Origin of the sequence: Enterobacter sp. 118C5 (genome assembly GCF_034107645.1) — a bacterium.
GTDB lineage: Bacteria > Pseudomonadota > Gammaproteobacteria > Enterobacterales > Enterobacteriaceae > Enterobacter > Enterobacter nematophilus.
The window spans coordinates 1-5,167 of sequence record NZ_JAWNEU010000030.1; the positions used below are offsets into that span (position 1 = coordinate 1).

A 5,167-nucleotide genomic window follows, 5' to 3' on the forward strand; every position below is an offset into this window, starting at 1 on the left:
CTGCTGTATCGCTCAGAACATAAAATCCATGAGCAAATCCCTCTGGGATCCATAATTGCTTTTTATTTTCTGCAGACAAATGTACGCCAACCCATTTCCCATAATCGGGTGAGTCTTTACGAATATCGACAGCGACATCGAAAACTTCGCCGACGACACAACGGACTAATTTACCTTGAGCATAGGGCTTTAGTTGGTAGTGCAAACCACGAAGTACATTTTTGCTGGATTTAGAGTGATTATCCTGGATAAAATTAACTTCTTTACCAACAGCTTCGTTGAAAATTCGCTGATTGAAACTTTCCATAAAGAAACCACGATCATCACCAAAAACTTTCGGCTCAAAAATTATCACATCGGGTATTTCTGTTTTAATGATATTCATTAATTAATAACCTTTAATCATTTTCAGTAAATATTGTCCATATTGGTTTTTTGACAACGGAGCAGCGAGGTTTTTAACCTGCTCATCATCAATAAATCCTTTGCGGTAAGCAATTTCTTCAGGACAAGCCACTTTCAGCCCCTGGCGCTCTTCAATGGTTGCAATGAAGTTACTCGCTTCAATCAGGCTCTGGTGAGTCCCTGTATCAAGCCAGGCAAAGCCACGGCCCATCATAGCCACGGAAAGCTTTCCTTGCTCCATATAAATACGGTTAATATCCGTGATTTCCAGTTCACCACGTGCTGAAGGTTTTAAATTCTTCGCCATCTCAACGACACTGTTATCGTAGAAATAGAGTCCCGTCACCGCATAATTACTCTTCGGTTTCAGAGGTTTTTCTTCGAGGCTGATGGCGGTACCATTTTTATCAAACTCGACAACACCGTAACGCTCAGGATCGTTCACGTGATAGGCAAAGACCGTTGCACCATTTTCTTTATTAACCGCGGCATCCATCAATTTAGGAAGGTCGTGACCATAGAAAATGTTATCCCCCAACACCAGGGCACAATCATCATTACCAATGAATTCTTCGCCAATAACGAAAGCCTGCGCCAGACCATCTGGGCTTGGCTGGACTTTATATTGCAGATTCAGCCCCCACTGGCTTCCATCACCCAGAAGTTGTTCAAAACGCGGTGTATCCTGCGGAGTACTAATAATTAAGATATCTCGAATACCAGCCAGCATCAGCGTTGAAAGCGGATAGTAAATCATCGGCTTATCATAAATAGGCAATAATTGTTTACTAACAGCCATTGTCACTGGATACAGACGAGTACCAGAGCCACCCGCCAGAATAATACCTTTACGCGTTTTCATTTCATCATCTCTATAGTCATAAGATGCCCACTCCCAGGCATCCCGATCATTATTAAATCGCTGTCGCTGTAAACCACTCAGTCAGCATACGCTTAACCCCCGCGTCCCACTGAGGCAGTACGAGGTTGAAATTCTGCTGGAACTTTAACGTATTGAGGCGCGAGTTTGCCGGACGTTTTGCAGGCGTAGGGTACGCACTGGTCGGCACCCCATGAAGCTGCTTTAATGCCAGTTCAATTCCTGCTTTGCGCGCTTCATCAAATACCAGAGAGGCATAGTCGTACCAGGTTGTTGTACCACTGGCAACCAGATGATAAGTCCCTGCCACTTCAGGTTTATTCAGGGCAATCCGAATAGCATGAGCCGTACAGTCTGCTAATAATTCAGCACCCGTAGGGGCCCCAAATTGGTCGTTAATAACAGACAGCTCAGAACGCTCTTTTGCCAGTCGCAGCATGGTACGCGCAAAATTATTCCCTTTACCGGCATAAACCCAGCTAGTCCGGAAGATCAAATGGCGTGAGCAATTTTCACTTAACGCTTTTTCACCAGCAAGTTTGGTCTCACCATACACATTAAGCGGCGCTGTGGCGTCCGTTTCAAGCCACGGCGTATCGCCATTACCCGGGAATACATAATCAGTAGAGTAGTGAACAACCCAGGCTCCCAATTTTTGGGCCTCTTTGGCAATCGCCTCGACACTCGTGGCATTCAGCAGCTGGGCAAATTCGGGTTCTGACTCGGCCTTATCGACTGCCGTATGCGCAGCCGCATTGACGATGACATCAGGCTTAATGCGGCGCACCGTTTCTGCAATGCCTTCAGGGTTGCTGAAATCACCGCAATACTCCTGCGAATGGACGTCAACCGCAATCAAATTGCCCAGCGGTGCCAGAGCACGCTGTAGCTCCCAACCCACCTGACCGGTTTTACCGAACAGAAGAATATTCATCAAGCGCGATCTCCATAGTTTTCTTCAATCCAAGACTTATAGCTGCCGCTTTTCACGTTCTCTACCCATTTTGTGTTCGTAAGGTACCATTCTACGGTTTTACGAATACCACTTTCGAAAGTTTCCTGAGGCTTCCAGCCCAACTCCTGACCAATTTTCTCTGCATCAATCGCGTAGCGGCGATCGTGACCCGGGCGGTCAGCCACATACGTTATCTGCTCACGATAGGAACCTTCCTTCGGCACGATTTCATCCAGCAATGAGCAGATGGTATTTACCACATCAAGGTTCTGCTTCTCATTGTGGCCGCCGATGTTATAGGTTTCGCCAATCTTGCCCAGGGTTACCACGGTGTATAACGCACGGGCGTGATCTTCTACGTACAGCCAGTCGCGGATTTGGTCTCCTTTACCGTAAACAGGCAGGGCTTTACCCTCCAACGCATTGAGAATGACCAGCGGGATAAGTTTTTCCGGGAAGTGATATGGACCGTAATTGTTAGAACAGTTAGTCACAATGGTAGGGAAACCATAGGTACGCAGCCAGGCACGGACCAAATGATCGCTGGACGCTTTAGAAGCAGAATAGGGACTGCTTGGGGCATAGGCCGTTTTTTCAGTAAACAGCGGCAGTTCAGCTCCCTTGGCCACTTCATCCGGATGCGGAAGATCGCCATAGACTTCATCTGTTGAGATATGGTGGAAACGGAAAGACGCTTTTTTATCAGCATCTAACGCTGACCAGTATTGGCGGCTTGCTTCCAGCAGTACATAGGTGCCAACAATGTTAGTCTCGATAAAGGCTGCCGGGCCGGTAATTGAGCGATCAACGTGGCTTTCGGCCGCCAAGTGCATCACCGCATCCGGCTGGTGCTCTGCAAAAATACGCGCCATGGCATTGCTGTCGCAGATATCGGCATGTTCAAAATGATAGCGTTCGCTGAGTGAGACATCCGCCAGCGATTCAAGATTTCCTGCATAAGTCAGTTTATCGACGTTAATAACAGAGTCTTGCGTATCATTAATAATGTGTCGTACCACTGCAGACCCAATAAAGCCTGCTCCACCAGTGACCAGAATTTTCACGTTTATTTTACTCTTAATGTTTTCAGAAACAATTAATTATATTCCTTCGCCCCGATAACTATCGGAAAGCATCCGGTGCGAGAAACTGACAATCTGCTATATTAACTTACCTTTTCATTCCAAAGTAAATCGCAGATACCGTCGGTTGGATTGAATGCTGCAGGTGCCTGTAAAAGTATCTCTCGCACGCGCTCGTAGTCGAACTGACAGCAGGCGTTGTCGAGGTCGCGGAGAATAATGCTCATCTCACTCCACGGCAACATCACCTCGTTAGCAGTCCTGATACGCGGGTGCTGTGTTGTAGAGACATTGTCGCCAATAAGCAGCTCTTCATACAGTTTTTCACCCGGGCGCAGACCCGTCGTTTTTATCGCAATATCACCATAAGGATTTTTATCATCACGAACGGTGAGTCCTTGTAAGGTAATCATGCGATGTGCAAGATCGATGATCTTGACGGGCTCCCCCATATCCAGGACAAAAACATCGCCGCCCGTACCCATGGCTCCCGCCTGGATAACCAATTGAGCCGCTTCAGGAATGGTCATAAAGTAACGCGTGATATCTTCGTGAGTCAGCGTCACCGGTCCACCTGCAGCAATCTGTTTTTCAAATAACGGCACAACTGAGCCTGATGAGCCTAACACGTTGCCGAAACGAACCATACTGAAGCAGGTTTTACCGGATTCCTTCGCCAGCGCTTGCAGCACCAGCTCCGCCATGCGCTTGGTCGCCCCCATGGTATTGGTAGGGCGAACGGCTTTATCAGTCGAAATCAAGACAAAGTTTTCAACACCGCAACTTGCCGCGGCCTGAGCGCAACTCAACGTACCAAAGATATTATTGCGCACGCCATCAAGTACGTTGAACTCGACAAGCGGTACATGCTTGTACGCCGCAGCATGATAAATTGTATCGACGTTGAATGCTCTGATTAACCTTTCGAGATGCTCTTTATCCTGAACGTTTCCGAGGATTGGATAGATTTTAACCTTAAAATCCTGACCCAGATTCAAATTACGTAGTTCGGAATCAATGGAATAGAGGGAGAACTCGGACAATTCGAACAAAATAAGCTGATTTGGCTTATTTTTAATTATTTGTCGGCATAGTTCAGACCCTATAGACCCCCCTGCCCCGGTAACCATCACTGTTTTCCCGTTGATATTACGGGATATCAGTTCCGGAATGGGTGAGACAGGATCGCGGCCCAGCAGGTCTGTAATAACGACTTTCCGCAAGGAATCAATACTTGCCTTCCCCTCCACCAGATCGACCATTCCCGGTATGGAGAGCACTTCGCACGGCAGACCTTCAAGGGTTTTAATGACTTCGTTTTTTCTGGCCCGACTTGCGCTTGGCATGGCCAGCAGAATTTTCTTCGCTTCGTATTTCTCAACAAGCCAGGGCAGTTTTTCTGGTGCGAAGACGCTTACCCCATGAATCACCTGACCTTGCAGGGCACGGTTATCATCGACAAAAGCAACGGGGTAATATTCGTCCATCTGGCTCAGCGCAGGCAGTAATTGACGACCCGATGCACCTGCACCATAAATAACTACCCGAGTACCCAGATTCAACCCACGATTCACCAACATCCTCATCCCAAGCCGTGATCCGGCAATAAGTAGCAGACCGAATGAGAAATAGATAAAAGGAATCGTTCTCGGCAAATAGAGGTTGGTATAGAACGCTGCGATAATAAGCAAAATGGACGATATGACCATCCCCATCATTACTACTAATAATATCTTGGCCGTAATATAACGAATTACAGCCCGATACAGCCCTAATTTAACAAATATTGCCAGAGTAACTAAAATTATTGAGAAAATAAAAACCCAATGCTCCGTACTATATATC

5 protein-coding genes are annotated in these 5,167 nt (G+C 46.9%); all 5 read right to left on the reverse strand.

The annotated features are described in order from the left end of the window. A partial coding sequence (gene rfbC, locus UTO39_RS22170) for a dTDP-4-dehydrorhamnose 3,5-epimerase (protein ID WP_320728113.1) occupies positions 1-385 on the reverse strand: 385 nt, incomplete at its 3' end. Positions 386-388: 3 nt separating this feature from the next. Beyond that, on the reverse strand, positions 389-1,267 hold the full coding sequence (rfbA, locus tag UTO39_RS22175; RefSeq protein ID WP_320728114.1) for a glucose-1-phosphate thymidylyltransferase RfbA: 879 nt from the start codon (positions 1,265-1,267) through the stop codon (positions 389-391). Positions 1,268-1,319: 52 nt separating this feature from the next. After that, positions 1,320-2,219: a dTDP-4-dehydrorhamnose reductase gene (rfbD, locus tag UTO39_RS22180; RefSeq protein WP_320728115.1), complete on the reverse strand. Its 900-nt coding sequence runs from the start codon at positions 2,217-2,219 to the stop codon at positions 1,320-1,322. Next, the gene (rfbB, locus tag UTO39_RS22185) at positions 2,219-3,304 is read right to left on the reverse strand and encodes a dTDP-glucose 4,6-dehydratase (RefSeq protein ID WP_320728116.1); all 1,086 of its coding nucleotides are present in this window, start codon (positions 3,302-3,304) and stop codon (positions 2,219-2,221) included. Before rfbB ends, rfbD begins: the two co-directional genes overlap by 1 nt. Positions 3,305-3,405: 101 nt before the next feature. Beyond that, entirely contained in the window at positions 3,406-5,166 is a 1,761-nt protein-coding gene (locus UTO39_RS22190; RefSeq protein ID WP_320728117.1) for a nucleoside-diphosphate sugar epimerase/dehydratase, read from the reverse strand. Position 5,167 lies beyond the last annotated feature (1 nt).

Excerpts from the sequence above, each read along its gene's own strand:
- rfbA (WP_320728114.1), bottom strand. The coding sequence starts at position 1,267 with ATGAAAACGCGTAAAGGTATTATTCTGGCGGGTGGCTCTGGTACTCGT.
- rfbD (WP_320728115.1), bottom strand. The coding sequence starts at position 2,219 with ATGAATATTCTTCTGTTCGGTAAAACCGGTCAGGTGGGTTGGGAGCTA.